A 2456-nucleotide genomic window follows, 5' to 3' on the forward strand; every position below is an offset into this window, starting at 1 on the left:
CACACCACGACTGTCTGACAGGTCTGGTGTGGACTCGACTACCGCAGCCCTAGCCGGTTCTCGGCGATGCCGATCGAACCGGTCGAGCCGCGCAGTCCGCAGCCGCATCGGCCCGCGGACCAGCCGATCGAGCTCCGCGGCGCCCAGCAGCGGCAGTTCGCCCACCCGCGTCCCGGGGTCGGCGACGGCCGCGCCGAGCAGGCGGACGTAGTGCTCGGCCATCCGCCGCGCCGTGTCCGGGTCGAGCAGCGCGCGTGCGATGGTGGCCTCGCCCGCGACCGAACCGTCCGGCCTCTCCTCCAGCGTCCAGCTCAGGTCGAACTTGGCCTGTCGCGCCAGGACCGGGACCAGCTCGCCGGAGACCGCTCCGGCCGTGAAGCTCAGCGGTTCGTTGTTCTGCAGGGTCAGGTTGACGCTGACCAGCGGGTGGGTGGACAGGTCCCGGCCGGCCGCCAGCGCGTTGACGACGCGCTCGAACGGGACGTCCTGGCGGGCGAAGGCCTCAAGGGCCGTACCGCGGGCGCGATCGAGCAGCTCGGCGAACGTCGGGTCACCGGACAGGTCGGCTCGCAGTACGAGCAGGTTGACGAACACGCCGATCAGGTCGTGCGTCTGCGCGCGGGTCCGGCCGGCCACCGGGCTGCCGACGGCGAAGTCGGCCTGGCCGGTGTACCGGTGCAGCAGCGACCAGAACGCCGCCAGGTAGACCATGAAGGGGGTGGCCTGGTGCTCCCTGGCCAGGACCCGGACCTGGTGCCCGATCTCGGCCGGGATGTCGAACCGGACGGTCTCCCCTGCCGGGTCCCACACCGCCGGGCGCGGCCGGTCCGTCGGCAGTTCCAGCGCCGGCAGGTCACGGAGGGTCTCCGACCAGTGGCCGAGGTCGCGTTCCAGCCGTTCGCCGGAGAGCTGGTCGCGCTGCCAGGCCGCGAAGTCGGCGTACCGCAACCTGGGCGCGGGCAGTTCCTCACCGGTGGCCAGCGCGGCCAGCTCGCGTACCAGCAGGCCGCCCGACCAGCCGTCGACGGCGATGTGGTGCAGCATGAGGACCAGTACGTGCTCCTCGGGTGCCAGCCGTACCAGCCTGGCGCGCAGCATCGGACCCGTGGCGAGGTCGAACGGCGTGCCGGTCTCGGCCTCCAGGAGGGCGTCGAACTCGGCCGGGGTCAGGTCGTCGAAGGCCAGATCCACCGGGCCCGGCGGGTCGATCGTCTGGATCGGTTCGGCGTCGGGCCCTTCGGTGGTGTAGCGGGTGCGCAGGATCTCGTGGCGACGTACCAGCTCGTCGAGGGCCGCGCCCAGATCGACGCCGGAGAGGTCGCCGCGTAGCCGGATCACCAGCGGCACCAGGTAGTCGGTGCCGCCCGGGCGGAGCCGGTCCAGCACCCAGAGCTGCCGCTGCGCGAAGGAGAGCGGCGGCGAAACGCCGGGAGGCAGGGGCGGGATGGCGCCCTCCCGCCCCGCCGCACGCCGGGAGCGCAGGCGGTCCCTCAGCAGCCCGGCGCCCGCGCTCGTCTCCGGCTTGGTCACGTCAGTGCTCATCGTCTCTTCCCTCGTACGATGTGGGGGCGGCGGCCTCGGCCAGTCTTTCCAGCGCGGTGGCCTGCGCGCGGACGGTGGTGGCCTCGAACAGGACGCGTAGCGGGATCTCCAGTCCGAACAGGTCCTGCAACAGGGCCATCAGGCGGGTGGCGAGCAGCGAGTGGCCGCCGAGTTCGAAGAAGTCGTGTGCCACGCCGACGGCGGGCAGGCCGAGCACGTCGGCCCAGGCGGCGGCGATGGCCTCCTCCACCTCGGTGCCCGGCGGGACCGCCTCCTCCGGCGCGAGGGCGGTGCCCGGATCGGGCACCGGCAGCGCGCGGCGGTCCACCTTCTGGCCCGCGGTCGCGGGTAGCCCGTCCAGCGTCACGAACAGCGCGGGCACCATGTACTCCGGCACCCGGTCGCGCAGGTGGGCCCGGAGCTCCGGCGACGACGGCGCGACCCCGGACCCGGCCCCGGACCTGGACGCCGGCACGACGTACCCCACCAGCCGGCGGTCGCCCGGCGCGAGTTCCTGAACCGCCGCGGCGGCGGCCTGGACGCCGGGGTGCGCGGCCAGCGCGGTCTCGATCTCGCCGAGCTCGATCCGGAACCCGCGCAGCTTCACCTGGGCATCGATCCGGCCGATGAACTCGATCACCCCGTCGGGACGGTACCTGACCTGGTCCCCCGTCCGGTACAACCGTTCCCCGGGCTCCTCGCCGAACGGGTCGGGGACGAAACGATCGGCGGTCAGCCCCGGCTGCCGCAGGTACCCCCGGCTGACCCGCGGGCCGCCCAGGCAGAGCTCACCGACCACGCCGACGGGCACCGGGTTGAACGCCGCGTCCACCACGTAGGCCCGGGGGTAGGCGACCAGACCCCTGACGATGTTCTTCGACAGCTCCGTCCTGTCGATCCGCACGATCAGCCTG

2 protein-coding genes are annotated in these 2456 nt (G+C 73.3%); both read right to left on the reverse strand.

What is annotated here, in order from left to right:
- The coding region (locus ABZ260_RS49975; RefSeq protein ID WP_355632706.1) for a condensation domain-containing protein at window positions 1-1542 on the reverse strand (1542 nt) is incomplete at its 3' end.
- On the reverse strand, window positions 1532-2456 hold a 925-nt coding region (locus tag ABZ260_RS49980), incomplete at its 5' end, for a phosphopantetheine-binding protein (protein ID WP_355632709.1). The genes ABZ260_RS49980 and ABZ260_RS49975, both read right to left, overlap by 11 nt.

It is taken from the genome of Streptosporangium sp. NPDC006013 (assembly GCF_040614275.1).
Classification (GTDB): Bacteria; Actinomycetota; Actinomycetes; order Streptosporangiales; family Streptosporangiaceae; genus Streptosporangium.